The organism is Mixta sp. (assembly GCF_024610815.1).
In the GTDB taxonomy this organism is placed as follows: Bacteria; Pseudomonadota; Gammaproteobacteria; order Enterobacterales; family Enterobacteriaceae; genus Mixta; species Mixta calida.
This window is the reverse complement of sequence record NZ_JANION010000047.1, coordinates 25,567-41,963: the sequence shown is the minus strand read 5'-3', so window position 1 is coordinate 41,963 and position 16,397 is coordinate 25,567. Positions and strand designations below refer to the sequence as shown.

At 58.6% G+C, this 16,397-nt stretch carries 15 protein-coding genes; 8 read left to right on the top strand and 7 right to left on the bottom strand.

Features of this window, described 5'->3' with window-relative positions:
* The first annotated feature begins 11 nt into the window (after positions 1-11).
* The gene (gene tehB, locus MYY08_RS02710) at positions 12-875 is read left to right on the top strand and encodes an SAM-dependent methyltransferase TehB (RefSeq protein ID WP_288012985.1); all 864 of its coding nucleotides are present in this window, start codon (positions 12-14) and stop codon (positions 873-875) included.
* Between the two features lie 93 nt (positions 876-968).
* Here tehB and MYY08_RS02705 read toward each other — a convergent pair whose 3' ends face one another.
* The 3 genes from MYY08_RS02705 to MYY08_RS02695 all read right to left on the bottom strand — a co-directional run bounded on the left by MYY08_RS02705 (position 969) and on the right by MYY08_RS02695 (position 6,481).
* Positions 969-2,375 carry a J domain-containing protein gene (locus tag MYY08_RS02705; protein WP_288012982.1) on the bottom strand — a complete coding sequence of 469 codons (1,407 nt, stop codon included), beginning with the start codon at positions 2,373-2,375 and terminating at the stop codon, positions 969-971.
* Positions 2,375-4,072 carry an Hsp70 family protein gene (locus MYY08_RS02700; protein WP_288012979.1) on the bottom strand — a complete coding sequence of 566 codons (1,698 nt, stop codon included), beginning with the start codon at positions 4,070-4,072 and terminating at the stop codon, positions 2,375-2,377. Before MYY08_RS02700 ends, MYY08_RS02705 begins: the two co-directional genes overlap by 1 nt.
* Before the next feature lie 222 nt (positions 4,073-4,294).
* On the bottom strand, positions 4,295-6,481 hold the full coding sequence (locus MYY08_RS02695; protein WP_376749034.1) for a TonB-dependent siderophore receptor: 2,187 nt from the start codon (positions 6,479-6,481) through the stop codon (positions 4,295-4,297).
* Between the two features lie 357 nt (positions 6,482-6,838).
* On the opposite strand from MYY08_RS02695, the gene MYY08_RS02690 reads away from it, so the two are divergent.
* The 4 genes from MYY08_RS02690 to MYY08_RS02675 all read left to right on the top strand — a co-directional run bounded on the left by MYY08_RS02690 (position 6,839) and on the right by MYY08_RS02675 (position 10,505).
* Positions 6,839-7,789, top strand: a complete 951-nt coding sequence (locus MYY08_RS02690) for a siderophore ABC transporter substrate-binding protein (RefSeq protein WP_190296616.1) — start codon at positions 6,839-6,841, stop codon at positions 7,787-7,789.
* A gap of 7 nt (positions 7,790-7,796) precedes the next feature.
* Positions 7,797-8,756 (top strand): ABC transporter permease, encoded by a 960-nt coding sequence (locus MYY08_RS02685; protein ID WP_038627746.1) that lies wholly within the window; start codon positions 7,797-7,799, stop codon positions 8,754-8,756.
* A 109-nt stretch (positions 8,757-8,865) separates the two neighbouring features.
* On the top strand, positions 8,866-9,750 hold the full coding sequence (locus MYY08_RS02680; RefSeq protein ID WP_244555286.1) for an iron chelate uptake ABC transporter family permease subunit: 885 nt from the start codon (positions 8,866-8,868) through the stop codon (positions 9,748-9,750).
* Positions 9,747-10,505, top strand: a complete 759-nt coding sequence (locus MYY08_RS02675; protein WP_084970319.1) for an iron ABC transporter ATP-binding protein — start codon at positions 9,747-9,749, stop codon at positions 10,503-10,505. Before MYY08_RS02680 ends, MYY08_RS02675 begins: the two co-directional genes overlap by 4 nt.
* Positions 10,506-10,611: 106 nt before the next feature.
* Here the strand turns inward: MYY08_RS02675 and MYY08_RS02670 are convergent, their stop codons facing one another.
* Positions 10,612-10,971 carry a TehB family protein gene (locus tag MYY08_RS02670; RefSeq protein ID WP_084970318.1) on the bottom strand — a complete coding sequence of 120 codons (360 nt, stop codon included), beginning with the start codon at positions 10,969-10,971 and terminating at the stop codon, positions 10,612-10,614.
* A gap of 283 nt (positions 10,972-11,254) precedes the next feature.
* On the opposite strand from MYY08_RS02670, the gene dbpA reads away from it, so the two are divergent.
* Complete coding sequence (dbpA, locus tag MYY08_RS02665; protein ID WP_038627754.1) at positions 11,255-12,634, top strand: ATP-dependent RNA helicase DbpA; 1,380 nt, start codon at positions 11,255-11,257, stop codon at positions 12,632-12,634.
* A 48-nt stretch (positions 12,635-12,682) separates the two neighbouring features.
* Here dbpA and MYY08_RS02660 read toward each other — a convergent pair whose 3' ends face one another.
* Positions 12,683-13,021, bottom strand: a complete 339-nt coding sequence (locus MYY08_RS02660; protein ID WP_038627757.1) for a cupin domain-containing protein — start codon at positions 13,019-13,021, stop codon at positions 12,683-12,685.
* A gap of 91 nt (positions 13,022-13,112) precedes the next feature.
* Between MYY08_RS02660 and MYY08_RS02655 the strand changes: the two genes are divergently transcribed.
* Positions 13,113-13,496 (top strand): RidA family protein, encoded by a 384-nt coding sequence (locus tag MYY08_RS02655; RefSeq protein ID WP_288012971.1) that lies wholly within the window; start codon positions 13,113-13,115, stop codon positions 13,494-13,496.
* Between the two features lie 54 nt (positions 13,497-13,550).
* On the opposite strand, the gene MYY08_RS02650 is transcribed toward MYY08_RS02655, so the two are convergent.
* Positions 13,551-13,736, bottom strand: coding sequence for a hypothetical protein (locus MYY08_RS02650; protein ID WP_038627761.1), 186 nt, complete (start codon positions 13,734-13,736; stop codon positions 13,551-13,553).
* Positions 13,737-14,020: 284 nt separating this feature from the next.
* On the opposite strand from MYY08_RS02650, the gene corA reads away from it, so the two are divergent.
* Entirely contained in the window at positions 14,021-14,989 is a 969-nt protein-coding gene (corA, locus tag MYY08_RS02645; RefSeq protein ID WP_190296615.1) for a magnesium/cobalt transporter CorA, read from the top strand.
* Positions 14,990-15,303: 314 nt separating this feature from the next.
* Here the strand turns inward: corA and MYY08_RS02640 are convergent, their stop codons facing one another.
* Entirely contained in the window at positions 15,304-16,314 is a 1,011-nt protein-coding gene (locus MYY08_RS02640; protein ID WP_288012967.1) for a LacI family DNA-binding transcriptional regulator, read from the bottom strand.
* Between the last annotated feature and the right edge of the window lie 83 nt (positions 16,315-16,397).

Sequence of the window (16,397 nt, the reverse complement as noted above, 5' to 3'; positions counted from 1 at the left end):
CGGAGTAAAATATGACTGACCTGATGTGTTATCAAACGCTGCCGTTGTGGAACAGCGCCACGCTGCCGCCGGTATGGCGCGAACCTTACCGCACCGAGCCGGGCTGCTGGGCGCAGCTGAAAGTGTATAAAGGCACGCTGGATATCGCCCTGCTCACCGAGCGCGGCGAGACGGTCGAGACGCTGAGCCTGAACGCCGCCTCGCAGGTGCCGCGCCTGGCGCCGCAGCAGTGGCACCGCGTTACCGCCGTCAGCCCGGACGTGGAGTGCCAACTGGCGTTCTACTGCAAGCCGGAGGATTACTACCATAAGCGCTATCAGCTGACTCCGACCCACTCGGAAGTGCTGGAAGCGGCGGGCCGCATCGCGCCGGGCCGGGCGCTGGATCTCGGCTGCGGCAACGGCCGTAACGTGCTTTACTTGCAGCAGCGCGGCTTCGATGTGGAGGGCTGGGATAAAAACAGCGACAGCCTAAGCAGCCTGCAACAGATCATCAACGCCGAAGAGCTGGCGCATATCCGTCTGCGGCAGTGCGATCTCAATCAGGTCACCATTGAACAGCAGTACGATTTTATTCTCTCGACCGTGGTGATGATGTTTTTGCAGCCGGAGACCATTCCGGAGCTGATTGATCAGATGCAGCAGGCGACCGCGCCGGGCGGCCATAATCTGATCGTCGCGGCGATGAGCACGCCAGACTATCCCTGCCCGATGCCGTTCCCGTTCACCTTTAGCCGCAGCGAACTGCTCGGCTATTACGACGGCTGGGATATTCTGAAGTACAACGAGAACCCCGGCGCGCTGCATAAAACCGACGCCCAGGGAAACCGCATTAAGCTGCGCTTCGCCACCCTGCTGGCACGCAAACCGGCTTAAACGTGAAGCAATGTGAGTAAAAAGCAAAAGCCCGGCGTCAAGCCGGGCTTTTTTATGTAACAGCAATGCAAGCGGGATAAGCGCGCCGTTCTGCTAGCCATACAAGCCGGCAGCGAGATTCAGCAGCGCATCCAGCAACAGGCAGCAGAAGATGGCATAGACGGCGATAAGCGGATAGCTCACCACGCTAAACTCCAGCGTTGCCAGCAGGCGCCAGGGGCTGCTGAGCAGCCGCGCGACGGCAATGCCCGGACGGCGGAGGCCGGGCGCCTGTTTCGACCAGACCGACCAGAGAATAAGCCATTCAATCAGCACGATAAACAGTGGGGTCATGCCGGAAAAGCCTTCTCCTTTCGCGGCGCTGTGGCTAATGGTCAGCACCAGCACCCCGACCAACAAAGCCGCTAACAACGCCACCGAAACCAGGCAATCCAGCAGGATAAATATCCCCATCAGCCACGGTCTGCGCCGTAGACCCATCAGGATCGCATCGCTGAGATAGAGGAAATAGACGACAAGGGCGAACGCGATCGGCCCGGTCGGCAAGCCAGGCGGCGAGCCGGAAAGCGCCAGAGGAAAAATCGCGCCCCAGAACGCCAGCAGAAACAGGCCCTGCCAGCTTAACGCACAGCGGCGCGCACTGATGAATTCGAGCATCGCGGGATTAAGCCGCTGGACCAGCTCAGGAAAGGTGACGTAAAGCGTATTGACCTGCTGCGCCATTTTCGCGATCAGCCCCGGCACCAGACGCGCCCATAACGGCGCGGCGGCGCGATCGCCGCACAGCAGCCCCAGCGCCAGGCGCGTGGAGAGATCGCCGTGCTGCGATTCATTTTTCATCTCATGCCAGGCACGCTCGCGCCCGGTCGCGTGAATTTGCGCATTAAGCGCCTCCTGCAACGCTTCCGGCACCAGATAGCCGCTGCTGTATTGGTCCAGCTCCCACTGCAGCGCATCGCTGATTTTCTCTACCAGCCACTCTGACAGCCCTGGCTGCTCCGCCAGCGCGGCAGCCAGATCCTGATGAAACTGCTGCTGCTGCATCAGGTTGCCTTCATGGCTCACCCGCTGAAACAGCGCGTCCAGCGCCGTAAGTTTACCGTTACCTTCGTTCACCAGCTCAGCGGCCAGCGCCTGCATCTCTTCCGGGGTATAGATTGGCGCGAGCGAAGGCGGAAAAGCCGCGACGGCTTCAAGGCCGGGTTCAGCGACATATCCCGGAAAAATGGAGGCCTCCGCGTCCGGCTCAGCGGCGGCGATGTCCTCCGGGCGATGTACGGCGTCCTTCTCAACGGCCAGGGCGCGCTCAGGAGCGTCGTCAGTTTCGTCCGGCTGAAGCGCGCTGGCGCTGCTTTTCGCCCACTCGAACGCCTCGCGCAGCCGCTGATATCCATCCGGATCGCTGTCCGGGCGGCAGGTTTTCAGCTGGCGCGCATAGGCGCGACGAATCAGCGCTTCATCGCCGGTGGGCTCAATGCCCAAAATTTGCCAGCTGTTCATCACAATAATGTCCCTTCAACCGTATCCAGCGCCTCGCAGACCTTCTGGCGTACGTCCGCGATACGTCGTTCATCCTGGCTGTCGAGCGCCTGTTCGAAGACGCTCATGACGTTATCGATCCAGGCGCGCTCTTCCCCCAGCAGCCGCTCAAACAGACGCGAGCCGCGCAGCAGCAGATCGCGGTTCTCCTGGCGGTCGCGCGGGTGACGCTTGAGGTCGCTCAGCTTTTGCAGGCTCTGCTCGATTTGCTCTGCCGTCATCTGTCCCGGCACCTTCTCTATTACCAGCCGGGCGCTGTTCGGGCCGTCGATCTGCTGGCACTGCACTTCCAGCAGGCCATCCAGCGTATAGGTAAAGCGGATATCCAGCGCCACCTCACCCGCCCCGCGCGGCGGCACTTCAATATTCATTTCGCCGAGGTAAACGTTATCTTTTACCCGCCGCCCTTCGCCCTGATAAATTTTTAGCAGGACGCTGGTTTGGTTGTCGGCAACGGTGGTCACCGTTTTGCTTTTGCTCACCGGCAGCCAGGTGTTACGCTCAATCAGCGGCAGAAAAAAGCCGCTCTCCAGCCCGCCAGGACTCTCTTTTGCCGTTTCCACGCCAAGCGAAAACGGCATCACATCGGTGAGAATGACATCTTCGATCGCCGCATCTTTCATCACCATGCCCGCCTGTACCCCGGCCCCCAGCGCGACCGCCTCATCGGGGTGAAGGTCGTGACGGGGGAAGCGGCCAAACAGGCGCGCCACCGCCTGGCGCACCAGCGGCATGCGCGTCGCGCCGCCGACCAGCAGGACATGGTCAAGATCCTGCAGCGAGAAGCGCGCATCATGCAGCGCCTGCATAACCGGCTGCTGCAGGCGGGCGATCAGCGGCTGGCAGCAGCGGCCAAGCTGCGCTTCATCCAGCGTCCAGCGCCAGGTTTGCGCCTGCCATGACAGCTCGACGCTGGCTTCCGGCGCGTGGCTCAGGGCGAGCTTCAGCCGAGCGGCCTGCTCCAGCAACGCGGGCTTCACCGCCGGCAGCGCCGCTTTTAACGCCGGCTGCTGATCAAGCATCCACTGGCAGATCGCCTCGTTAAAATCATCGCCGCCCAGCTGCACATCGCCGCTGCTGGCGCGTACTTCAACCACGCCTTCAAACATATCGATAACCGAGACGTCAAAAGTGCCGCCGCCTAAATCGAAGGTCAGATATTTTTGCTCGCGGTTTTCCAGCAGCCCGAACGCCAGCGAGGCCGCCGTCGGCTCATTTAACAGACGCAGCACGTTAAGGCCCGCCAGTTCGCCGGCGGTTTTCACCGCACGTCGCTGTACGTCATTAAAGTAGGCGGGGACGGTAATCACCGCGTCTTCGATACGCTGGCCGAGCCAGCTTTGCGCATCTTCTTTCAGCTGACGCAATAAAATGGCGGAGAGTTCTTCGGCGCGGAAGGTTTGATTACCCAGCGTCAGCGTCGCTTCGGTGCCCATATAGCGTTTGAAGCTGGCCTGCGTCAGATGAGGATGGGTGCTGAGACGGTCGAGCGCCGGCTGGCCGGTCAGCAGATTGCCCTCGTCATCCAGCCCGACAACCGACGGGGTTAACATACTGCCGAATTTGTTGGCGATCAGCTGCGACCGGCTATCACGCCATATCGCGACCGCGCTGTTGGTGGTGCCCAGATCGATGCCGATTACCTGCCTGGCTGACATACGTTCTCCCTGTGGAGGCATCCTGCCCGTCCCGACCGGGTTCAGCTGGCCGCGCGGCGCAGAGCCTTGAATGAATAACCTGATAAAGAGGTTTATCGTCGTATTGTATTGAATCTTTAGGCGCCCGGATCTTATCAGCGCTTTCGAAAGATCAGATATATTTCACCGGCGCATTCAATAAAAAGGCCCGCATTGCGCAGGCCCTTTTTTATTTCGCGGTTATCAGAACGACATCGTGACGCCCGCGTAATAAGCGCGACCCGGCTCGTTGTAGGTTGAGGCGCCGTCGTTTTCACGGTAGACGCGCTTATCGAGCAGGTTGCTGACGCCAGCGTTCAGGCGCAAGTCTTTCATCAGGTCGTAGTTGACGTTCAGCCCGACAACCGAGTAGGCGCCGACCTCTCTGTCCGACATGCCTTCTTTGTTTTCTTTGTTGATTTCCGCATAGTGACGCGGCTTCTGGCGGCCATAGAGCGTCCAGTTGACGTTAGCGGAAAGCTTATCGGTCACCTGATAGTCCAGCATGTTGTTAATGGTGTATTTCGGGATAATCGACAGCGGATTACCGGTTTCCTTATCTTCCGAGGTAATCATATACGTCACGTTGGTGCGCCAGGTGAGCGTATCTTTCACCAGCGGGATCAGCAGGTTTCCTTCCAGCCCTTCCACCACCGCCTTGCCGCCGTTTTCCCAACGCAGCACGTGATAACCGTCAGCGGTTTCGCCCACCAGATCGGTGCCGGAGACGATTTTGTTTTTGTAATCGTTGCGGAACCAGGTGATGCCGGCGTCGTAGCCCTGATCGGTAAATTCAAGGCCGATCTCTTTGTTGACGCTGACTTCCGGGTCGAGATGATCGCTGCCCATCAGATAACATTTTTCAGAAATGCCTAACGGGCAGCCGTTGCCTTTGGTGGAGAGCAGATAGCCTTCGCTGGACTGATAGAGGTTCGGCGCTTTAAACACGCGCGCGATGCCTGCCTTCAGTTTAACGTTGTCGCTCAGCTCCTGAGAGAGGTTCAGGCTTGGGCTCCAGTTATTGCCGAACTTGCTGTGGTGATCCAGACGCAGGCCGGGGATCAGGGCGGTGCCGGGCAGCGGCTCGATATTATCCTCGAAATAGACGGCGCTTAAATCGGCGCTGTTTTTGCTGCTGCGTCGGGCAGGATCGCCTGAGACGCCGCCGACGTCAATATCACCGGCGTTCACCATCGACATCGAGGCGGGATCGTTAAGTTCCTCGCGGTTCCACTCCGCGCCGAGCGTGACGTTCTGCTCCACCAGCAGATCCAGCGGCATAACGATTTCGCCGGTAGCGCGGTAATTTTTCAGGCGGCTGGTAATATATTTGTCGCTGTTGATCATCCCTTCGACTTTACCGCCCGCCCCTTCGCCCAGCCGGGTGTTGTTGGTTTTCTCATACCAGAAGCCCAGCTTCGACTGGCCCCAATCCCAGATGCCGTTATGCGTCACGCCGTAAGACTGGCGGTACATGCGGTTGGTTTCGTGGCCATAGAGACCGGCGATGCGGTCGCCTGGGCTGACGTTGCTGTTGCTGTACTGGGTATCGCCCGCGTAGATATTGCCCTGCCGGCTGTAGCCGTAGCTGAAATCCAGAATCTGCGTCGGCGACAGCTTCCAGGAGACCACGCTGTTGATATCTTTATTGCGCACCCCTTCGCGCCCGGCGGCGTAAGAGCCGTTTTGCGCGTTGTTAATATCCCAGGCGTCAGCGTCGGTTTTATTGATATTGCCGTACAGGCGCATGGTGAGCGCATCGCCCGCCAGCGGGCCGCTGAGACTGAAGTTGGCGCGTTTGGTCGCCCCTTCTTTGTTATCTTCCGGCTGGTTGGTAAACAACGACAGGCTGCCGTGCCAGTCGTTGGTTGGCCTTTTGGTGATGATGTTAATCACTCCGCCCGCCGCGCCGGAGCCGTAACGTGCCGCAGCCGGGCCGCGCAGTACCTCGATGCGCTCGACCATTTCTGGCGGCACCCAGTTGCTGTCGCCGCGCGTATCACGTTCGCCGCGCCAGCTGTAGCGCACCGCGTTGCGTGAGGTGGTCGGCACGCCGTCAATCAGGATCAGGGTATTTTCCGGCCCCATACCGCGAATATCGATCTGACGATTGTTGCCGCGACTGCCGGAGGCGCTGTTGCCGGTGAGATTGACGCCGGGCATTTTACGAATGATGTCGGAGAGATCGTTAACGGGCGGGCTTTTTTCAATGTCTTTAGCGGTGATAATCGAGACGCCAGGCTGCTGTTTAAGTTCTTCTTCTGCCGTCGCCCGCACCGTCATTACGCCCTCTTCTGACGCTATCGCATCGGCCGCCAGCGCGACGCCGTGAACGCTGAGTAACAGCAGCAGCGCGCAAGGACGCATCCTGAAAGACTTTGTATGAATCATGCTACTAATCCCTGAGAAGTGTGTACGGATATGTCAAAGCGATATGATAACGATTATTATTTCCATTACACCTGATAGGGCGCAATCTCCATAAAATCTCCATATTTCATCCAGCCTTAAAGGATGAATTTTGAACATATAAAAATAAAATCATTCTAAAACAATCATCTATTAATAATTTTTTCATTGACGGCGTTCACTGTCTTGCCCAATCCTGCCGATTTCATCGGGTAAAAGTCCCCAACAGGGTGCTGTTCAAGCCGTCGTTGTAAGGGTATGATTTGCGCGCCGCATCAAGAATACGAATCATATGCATTCACGATTACCGTATGTCTGTTAACATTTTCAGGAGAGAAAATGCGCCTAACTGCCGTTTTTACCGCCTCGCTGCTCGCCGCTGCTCTCGCGCTGACCGGATGTGATGATTCCCGCGCCCAGACCGCTTCCGCCTCTACGCTTAACGTTGAACACGCGCAGGGAACCACCGCCGTTCCGTCATCGCCGCAGAAAGTGATCGTTCTGAATCCCGCCACGCTGGACAACGTCGATGCGTTGCATATTCCGGTCGCTGGCGTGCCGAAAAACAGCGCCCACCTGCCCGCTTTTCTGGCGAAATATCAGGGCGAGGAATACATGAACGCCGGCACGCTGTTTGAGCCTGACTATGAGGCGATCAGCAACGCGAAACCGGATCTGATTATCGCTGGCGGCCGCGCGCATGACGCCTACGACAAGCTCAGCACCATCGCGCCGACCATCGCGCTGGACGTCGATCCGAAGCAGTTCACCCCCAGCCTGATCCAGCGCGTGCAGCAGTTGGGCGAGATCTTCGGTAAGCAGGCGGAGGCGAAAGCGCTGACCGACGCGTTCGACGCGAAAATCGCCGCGCTGCGCGAGCGCAGCCAGCACGCAGGCAAGGCGATGGTGGTCATGGTCAGCGGCGGCAAGATGTCCGCTTATGCGCCCGGTTCGCGCTTCGGCTTTATCTTCGATACGCTGGGCTTTCAGCCTGCCGCTACCTTCGGTCAGCAGGGCAAGCACGGCAACGTCGTGACCTCTGAATTTATTATGAATGTCGACCCGGACTGGCTGTTTGTGCTGGACCGCGACAGCGCCATTGGCCGCGCCGAAGGGCAGTCTGCGCAGCAGGTACTGGATAACGCGCTGATCCATAAGACCAAAGCCTGGCAGAACAAACATATCATCTACCTCGACTCCGCTTCGCTTTACATCGCTGGCGGCATTCAGAGCTACAGCCGCCTGATGGACAGCGTCAGCGCCGCGCTCAATGACAAAGCGGCGCAGTAACCGAATCATGACGCGATTCAGTTTTGCAGCAGGCCTGGCTGTCGTGCTGGGCCTGATGTTCTGGAGCCTGTTCGTTGGCGTCAGCCCGCTGACAATGACGCGGTTGTGGAGCGACGCGGAAATGCGCGACGTCTTCTTTATCAGCCGCGTACCGCGCACTCTCGCCCTGCTGCTGGCGGGCAGCGCGGTCAGCGTCGCTGGGCTGATTATGCAGATGCTGACGCAAAACCGCTTCGTGGAACCCTCAATTGCCGGCACCACGCAGTCGGCCAGCCTCGGCCTGCTGCTGGTAATGATCGTCAACCCCGCCGCGCCGGTGATGGTGAAGATGGTTGTCGCCACGCTGTTCGCGCTGCTCGGTACCGGCCTGTTTCTGCTGATGCTGCAACGTATGCGTATCAAAACGCCGCTGATGGTGCCGCTGACCGGCATTATGCTCGGCGCTATTTTTAGCGCGGTAACCACCTTTCTGGCGATGGAGTTTGATCTGTTGCAGTCGCTGGGCAGCTGGGAATCGGGTGACTTTTCCGGCGTGTTGCAAGGCCGCTACGAGCTGCTGTGGCTCACCGGCCTGCTGACCCTGCTGGCCTGTGTTATCGCCGACCGCTTTACCGTCGCTGGAATGGGACGGGAATTCGCCGTCAACGTCGGACTGAACTATCGTCGCGTGGTGTTTATCGGCATGGCGATTATCGCGCTGATCAGCGGCGTGGTGATTGTGGTGGTCGGCGTGCTGCCCTTTCTCGGCCTGATCGTGCCCAATCTGGTGAGTATGGCGATGGGCGATAACCTGCGCCGCACCATTCCCTGGGTGGCGTTGTTCGGCGGCGGGCTGGTGGTGCTGTGCGATATTATCGGCCGCCTGATCAGCTTTCCATGGGAGATCCCGGTCAGCGTGATTCTTGGCTGCCTGGGCGCAGCGGTTTTTCTGCTGTTGATTATAAGGAGCCAACGCCATGCAGGCTGACACCTCCGTTCCTCATTCGGCGCGGCGCGCGCTGCGCCTGCGTTTCGATACGCCTGCGAAGCGGCTGGCGGGGTTGAGCGTTCTGGCGCTGGCGTGCGTCACGCTGTTTATGACCATCAACCTCAGCGGCAATATCGGCTATATTCTGGCGCATCGCGGCATGATCCTCGCCACCATGCTGCTGGTCGCCTTCGCTTCCGGCGTCGCCACCTTGCTGTTTCAGACGGTGACCAACAACCGCATTTTGACGCCGTCGGTGATGGGGCTGGAGGCGCTGTTTATCCTGTTGCAGACGCTGCTGATTTTCTTTATCGACGCCAACGGCCTGCGCCGTCTCGGCGTCAGCGGCCAGTTTATTTGCGAAGCGCTGCTGCTGGTGCTGTTCTCCACCTTTCTTTACCGCTGGCTGCTGGGGCGCGTCGGCATCAACCTGCACAGCGTGCTGCTGGTGGGGCTGGTGTGCGGCACCCTGTTCCGTAGCCTTTCCGGTCTGTTGCAGCGCCTGCTGGAGCCGGGCGAGTTCGCCATTTTACAGAGCCGCATTTTCGCCACCTTCACCCGCGCGGCGCCGGAGATTATCGTGCTGGCAGCGCTGGCGACGCTGGCGACGGCGCTGATTATCTGGCGTATGCGCTACAGTCTGGACGTGATCGCGCTTGGACGCGATATATCGGTGGGGCTGGGCGTCCCCTGGCGGCGGCGCGTCACGCTGATTTTGCTGCTGATTTCACTGCTGGTGGCGCTTTCCACCGCGCTGGTGGGGCCGCTGACCTTCTTCGGCCTGCTGGTGGCGAACCTGACTTATCAGCTGATCGGCTCTCATCGCCATCACTATCTGCTGCCCGGCGTGGTGCTGGTCGGCATTATCACACTGGTAGGCGGGCAGGTGATTCTGGAGCGGCTGCTGCATATGGCGGGATCGCTGTCGGTGGTGATCGAATTTGTCGGCGGCGCGCTGTTCCTCTGGTTTTTGATTAAAAAGGCGGCGGTGTGATTGAAGTAAAAGAGATTTGTAAAAGCTATCAGAACACGACGGTGCTGAACCGTATTACCGAGTCGATCCCGATGGGCGGCATCACCTCGATTATCGGCGCCAACGGCGCGGGGAAATCGACGCTGCTGTCAGTGATCAGCCGCCTGCTGACGGCGGACAGCGGCAGCGTCTGGGTCAACGGGCTGGAGGTAGCGAAAACGCCCGACGAGCAGATGGCGAAGGTGCTGTCGGTGCTACGGCAGGAGAACCACTTCACCAGCCGCCTGACGGTGGAAGATCTGGTCGGCTTTGGCCGCTATCCCTGGTCCAAAGGGCGGCTGACGCAGGAGGATCGCCAGCACATTGAAACCGCAATGGATTTTCTCGACCTGCTGCCGCTGCGGGCGCGCTACCTCGATCAGCTCTCCGGCGGTCAGCGCCAGCGCGCCTGCGTGGCGATGGTGCTGTGTCAGAATACCGACTATGTGCTGCTGGACGAGCCGCTGAACAATCTGGATATGAAGCACAGCGTGGCGATGATGAAACAGCTGCGCCGCGCCGCGGACGAGCTGCATAAAACCATTATTCTGGTCATTCATGACATCAACTTCGCCTCGGCCTGGTCGGATCATATTATCGCCATGAAGCAGGGCGAGGTGCTCTGGCGCGGCGCGCCGCAGGAGATTATGCGCTCTGAAGTGATTGAAGCGATTTTCGATACTCAGGTGCATATTGAAAGGCTGCACGGCCAGCATATCGCCATCTACTATCGCTAATTGAGGCGAGTTTTTTTCTTTAGCGGAGACGCGGCAGAAAGACTTTTCAGTGAATAACAGCAGGCGCGTCGCGCGGGCGCGCCTGCCGACGCGATCTTACCGGCGGTTATTCGCCTTTATGGGTGTTTACCACCTGGCCGATGCCTTTGCCCTGCAACTCTTCCTGCGGATCGGCGAAGAAATCAATATTGAAGTACGTGTCGTCTGTCAACACTTCCACATGGTGCCAGTATTCCGGCGGGCTGATGCCGAAATGACCCGCTTCAATCACCACCTCCACTTCCGGCGTCGTGTCATGTTCGTTGGCGAAACCGTAATATTTCACCGCGCCCTGCATCACCGACAGGCGGCCATAAACCCCTTTTTTGGTGTTATGATGGGTCAGCAGCGCGCGCGGCACGCTCTCTTTGTCCCAGAACGGCGTGGAACGGGTATGAACGAAATGTTTAGGGATGCGATGAGCCATGATGATTACCTCTTATGTTTTGATTAATCTGTAATTTGCAATCTCCATGCCAGGCTGTTAGCTGCCTTATTTATCAATAACATAATCAAAGTCGCCCTGCGCTTTTTTGTTAAAATGACTGCGATATATGTTGTCTTTTTGACATACCCTTGTCGTGCTGACACGCCTTTGTGCTGTGATAAAGCGTAGGCGCTCGACGATGCCCCTTTGCGCCTTTTACTGTCCAACGCCTTATCTTCTGATAAACTGCACGTCGCAAACCCGCCTGATTAGAGATTTTCCCGTGACTGCTTTTTCCACCCTGACGCAACTGCCCGCCAGCCAGCTCGATAACCTGCGCGAAATGGGCTTCGACGCTATGACGCCTATCCAGGCCGCTTCCCTGCCCGCCATTCTTGACGGCCGCGACGTGCGCGCCCAAGCGAAAACCGGCAGCGGTAAAACCGCAGCGTTTGGATTAGGCATCCTGCAACATATCGATACCGCGCAGTATCAAACGCAGTCGCTGGTGCTCTGCCCGACGCGCGAACTGGCCGAACAGGTCGGCAATGAACTGCGTCGCCTGGCGCGCTTTACGCGCAATATTAAAATTCTGACGCTATGCGGCGGCCAGCCAATCGCCGCTCAGCGCGATTCGCTGGTGCATGCGCCGCATATTGTGGTCGGCACGCCGGGGCGTATTCTCGATCACCTGAAGCGCGAAACGCTGGATCTCACTCAGCTGCGCTCGCTGGTGTTGGATGAGGCGGACCGTATGCTGGAGATGGGCTTTCGTGAAGATATGGAAGCGATCGTCAGCCATACGCCGACGCAGCGCCAGACGCTGCTGTTCTCCGCCACCTGGCCACAGGGCATTATCGCCATCGGCGATCGTTTCCAGCGCGACGCGCTTACCGTCACCACCGAAGACGTCACCGAACTGCCGGCGATCGAACAGCATTTCTACGAGGCGAACAGCCGTGAAAAGCTGAGCCTGCTGATCGGGCTGTTAAGCCAGCGTCAACCCGCTTCCTGTGTGGTGTTCTGCAATACCAAACGCGAGTGCGACGACATCGCCGACGCGCTGGAAAACAGCGGCATCAGCGCACTGGCGCTGCATGGCGATCTGGAACAGCGCGACCGTGACCGGGTGCTGATCCGCTTTGCCAACGGCAGCTGCCGCGTGCTGGTGGCCACCGACGTCGCCGCGCGCGGTCTCGATATCAAAGCGCTGGAGATGGTGGTGAACTATCAGCTCTCGTTCGACCCGGAAGTGCATGTTCACCGTATCGGCCGCACCGCGCGCGCCGGCGAACAGGGTACGGCGGTCAGTTTCGTCGCACCGGATGAGATGGTGCGCGCCCATGCGCTGGAAGATTATTTGCAGCAGCCGCTGGCCTGGTCCTCTGCCGCCGTCCTGAAAAACCAGCCGTCGCAGCCGCTGCCTGCGGCGATGATGACGCTCTGCATCGACGGCGGCCGTAAGGCGAAGATCCGTCCGGGCGACATTCTCGGCGCGCTGACCGGCGAAGCGGGCTTCAGCGCCGACCGCATCGGCAAAATCGATCTGACACCGACTCATGCCTACGTCGCCATTGCCGCCGCGCAGGCGAAAGAAGCGCTGATCAAGCTGAAGCAGGGTAAAATCAAAGGCAAAAGCTGCCGCGCGATTCTGCTGAAATAATCTGCCGTATCTCGCCGCGCCCTTCGTCAGCCGGAGGGCGCGGCTTTTTTATGCCAGTTCGGTGCGGTCGCCGCGCGTGGTAGGGTGTGAAATCACCAAAAACTCCACCGGTTCCGCAGAGAGGTTTTGCGCCTGATGCGCCTCGCCCGGCGGGATCTCCAGCCCCTGCTGCGCCGTCAGCCGGTGCTGCTCGCCTTCCAGCTCCATCGTCAGCTCGCCGCTCAGCACAAAAAAGAACTGCCGCGAACGGCTGTGAAAATGACGCGCCTCGCGTCGGTCCGGCGGCATGCGTTCATGAATGACGCTCATATCCTGGCGTTTCACCAGATACCAGCCGTCGCACTGCTCGCCCCACTGATAATGTTCCGCGTTCTCTTTGCCGATCATCTCACTTTCCTGTCTGGCTGGTTTTCCTGCCTGGTAAGTCGGTCTATGCTGTTAAGCGCTATGACATTTTAGTCATCAATAAGGAAACCACATGGGCATTGCTGAACGAAAGAACTATCCGCAGCTGGGCGAAGTGAAAGGCCCTTACGTACATGCTGTCCGTCACGGGGAGACGCTCTATATTTCCGGGCTGACGGCGTTCGGCAGCGACGCACAGAAGGAAGGCATCGCCGCACAGGCCAAGGCGATTTTTCACCAGCTGAATGTTATCGCCAGCGCCGAAGGAACCTCGCTGCACGCGTTGCTGAAGGTGACTATCTTCGTCACCTCGCTGCGTGAGATCGACGCGTTGCGCGCCGTACTTTATCGTCACTTCGGCGATCATCTGCCCGCCAGTTCGCTGGTACAGGTCAGCCAGCTTTTCTCGCCCGATCTCTCTATTGAGATTGAGGCGATACTGGCGCTGAATCACTGACGCGACGGTTTTGCCGTTCAACAGGGCGGCATGTCAATCGCCCGGCCTCGGCGGTCAGCCGGCGTCGTGAGTCTGGGGCAGCTCGCTGTGCAAACGGTTAAACAGCGCCTCGTCCGCCGCGCTCCACAACTCCCCTTTTCCCTTCAGCAGCTCGCGCAACAGCGTTGACCACTGACCGATACGCACCAGCTCTTCTGATGAAAAAACCGCTGACGACGCGTTCTCTGTTCCCACAGCCATAAACAACCTCATAGATCGACAAAAGATGTTCGCAGGCGCCGGAGGTGGCGCCGTCAGCTATGTTAATTCACCGCGATTGCCGCTGCACAGCGCCCGATCCGCCGCGAACGCTTTTCCAGATTTTCTTTAGCTTCGCTGACGGCGCGCTTCGCTTTACCGACCGCTTTGTTACAGGCGGATACGTTAAAATCAGGCGTGCGCCGGCGGGGGGATTTCCCTTTCCGCTGCGTTAACGACTACCCTTAACCGGGGATAAAACCATTCAATAAGGGAGCCGTGGAACTATGGTTGTGAACAGTATCGTTTACCGCAACGGAGAGCGTGGGGAAGTTATCGACCCGGAGAACATCAGCGACGTGATAAACGAGCCTGATGCTTTTGTCTGGCTGGGACTTTATCAGCCCGATCCGCCTTTTATGAAGAAAATGCAGGAGGAGTTCGGCCTGCATGAACTGGCGATCGAGGATGCATTGACCGCCCACCAGCGTCCGAAGCTGGAGCAGTATGGCGAATCGCTGTTTATCGTACTGAAAACGGCGCACCTGACCGAAAAACACCATATCGAATTTGGCGAAACGCACTTCTTCGTCAGCCAAAAATTCCTGATTACCGTGCGCCACGGCGCGTCTGACAGCTATGCGCCGCTGCGCCAGCGCGCCGCCGAGCGCCCTGAAATGCTGAGCAAGGGCGTCGGTTTCCCACTCTACTGCATTTTCGATTTTATCGTTGATAACTACAGCGATATCACCGCCTCGCTTAGCGAACGCATCAGCGAAATGGAGCGCGCGATGTTCCGCACCGAGTTTGACCGCAAATCGGTGCAGCATGTCTATACGTTGCGGCGTCAGCTGCTGGCGCTGCGCAACGCCGCGATGCCGGTGGACGAGATCTGCAATCAGCTGATTCGTCTGCATGAGGATATTATTCCCAAACCTTTGCGCGCCTATTTGCGCGACGTGCAGGATCACGCGCACCACGTTGTCACCGATACCGACGACATGCGTGAAATCCTGACTAACGCCATGCACGTCAACCTGGCGCTGGTGACGGTGCAACAAAACGAAGTCGTGAAAAAGCTGGCGGGCTGGGGGGCGATTCTGGTGATCCCGACGGTAATCTTCAGCATGTACGGCATGAACTTTGAAAGCATGCCGGAAATCCACTCTCCCTTCGGCTACCCAGCGGCCATTGGCGGCACGCTGCTCGCCTGCGCCGCGCTCTACTGGCGACTGAAACGCGCAGGCTGGCTGTAAAGGAGATAATGCATAACCGATGCCGCACAGCGTCGCATCGATTCTTCTGGCTTTGCCCTTGAATTACTCACTAACGCCGTGCTGCCCAGCTTAAGGCGACGGGCGGCCAGGCAGAGAAGTAAAGCGTCCCGCTGCCAGGGAAGATGCGGGCCGAACTGTCAGGGATGACGGATTGCGTCTTTACGATCTGACTGGGCGTCCGACGCAGGCGCTGTCGTTTTGCCAGCGAAGCGGGCGCTAAAGGCCTGTCTTCTGGTCGCCCCTTCCACGTGGACGCCAACCTTTCCGCCTCGCTCCCTTCAACCGCATCGCCCTTAATCCTCAGATGAACACCGCTGTCCCACAGACTCGCGCACCACCAGCGTTCCGCACAGGGCCGCGCGCGCAGGATCGTTTTTGATGTTCAGGATCCTTTCCACCGCGTTCTGGATCATGTGCTCGATGGGGATATCAAGCGTGGTGAGCGCTGGCGACACAAAGCGCCCCACCTTCGCATTATCAAACCCCGCGACCGAAACATCTTCCGGCACCGCCAGCCCCTGATCTTTCAGCGCCTTGATCGCGCCCAACGCCATATCGTCATTGGCAGCGAGAATCGCGCTGAAAGTTCGGCCTTGAGCAAACAGCGCCTGCGCCGCGCGATAGCCGCTCTCCATGCTCCAGTCGCCCTGCGCCAGCAGCGCGTCCGTATCCTTAACGCCGAGCGCGTTTAACTTATCCTGCCACGCCTGCTGACGCGCCGTATTGCTGGGCGACAGCATACTGCCGCGAATATAGGCGATGCGCCGGTGCCCCTGCGCCTGGAGATAATCCATCATGATTTCGCTGCCGCGATAGTGATCGATAAACACCGCATTATCGGGCAAGGCGGAGAGTCGCTGGTTCAACGCCATTATCGGCACCGGGCTCTCGCTGATGATTTTCGCCAGCTGCGGCGCCGGGATATGCCGCGCATAAACCATCACGCCAGCGCACTTCATGCGTACCAAAAAGTCGATGGCGTTCATCTCCTCTTCCGCGCTCTGCTTGCCGTCAGCGAAAATCAGGCGATGATTGTGCGCTTCGCAAAACTTCGCCGCGTTATAAACCAGCGTCGAGAAAAAGGGACCGTTATAAACCGCATTGGTCATCACCAGGCCAATCATGCTGCTTTTTTTCGTCGCCAGCTGCTGCGCCAACAGATTAGGCCGGTAGCCCGTCTCCTCAATGGCTTTGTACACCAACGCTTTTACCTCTTCCCTGACGACATCCTTTCCATTCAGCACGCGCGACACCGTGGATTTGGAAACGCCGGCACAGCGCGCCACGTCAAGCATTGTCACCATTACAGCCTCGCTTTACGGCAGCTTTGTAAAAAACTCTCCCAAAGGGAGCGGCTAAAACGGCGTCATTATATCGCAAAGCGAAG